The organism is Bacillus sp. LR--39 (assembly GCF_053613335.1).
Genome location: NZ_JBSIOT010001696.1, coordinates 1 through 503, shown reverse-complemented (window position 1 = coordinate 503; position 503 = coordinate 1). Strand labels below are relative to the sequence as shown.

2 protein-coding genes are annotated in these 503 nt (G+C 47.7%); one reads left to right on the top strand and one right to left on the bottom strand.

Annotation, left to right across the window (positions count from 1 at the left end):
* Positions 1–175 (top strand): CBS domain-containing protein (locus ACWHAR_RS32605; protein WP_452089117.1); only part of this gene is annotated, 175 nt, incomplete at its 5' end.
* A gap of 37 nt (positions 176–212) precedes the next feature.
* On the opposite strand, the gene ACWHAR_RS32600 is transcribed toward ACWHAR_RS32605, so the two are convergent.
* Positions 213–503, bottom strand: a 291-nt coding sequence (locus ACWHAR_RS32600) for a DUF2071 domain-containing protein (RefSeq protein ID WP_452089116.1), incomplete at its 5' end; no start/stop codon positions are given.

Sequence of the window (503 nt, the reverse complement as noted above, 5' to 3'; positions counted from 1 at the left end):
CCCGGATATGTCTGCTGAAGAGGCTGGTGATCTGATGGCGGAACACCAAATTCGCAGGCTGCCGATTGTTGAAGATGACCGTCTTGTCGGAATCGTTGCTTTGGGGGATCTCTCCGTCTCACATGCGGATGAGAAAGCGGGAGAAGCTTTAAGCGAAATTTCAAAACCGGCTTAAACAGGTTGAAGGAAGAGCGTTTTTAGCTCTTCCTTTTTTATGTTTCTTCACTTTCCCACTTTTTCAGCGGCCAAAATAAGACGTGCTGCCTTTTTGCATAATGAAGAAGGGGCGCGGTGTCTGGGAGTGTGAGATCGTTTGCGCTTGTGAGCGGACCCGGAAAAATATCAGCTTCAGCCTGCTGCAGCTGCCACTCTGAATGGTGGATATCTTCATAATAGAGCTCGTTTTTATGCGTGGTGTACAAACGGTACCTTTCAGCAAGCCAGTATTCAAGCGTTCCTTTATCAGCTGAGAAAGGCTCCGAAACCGGTTGATATTCTGCATA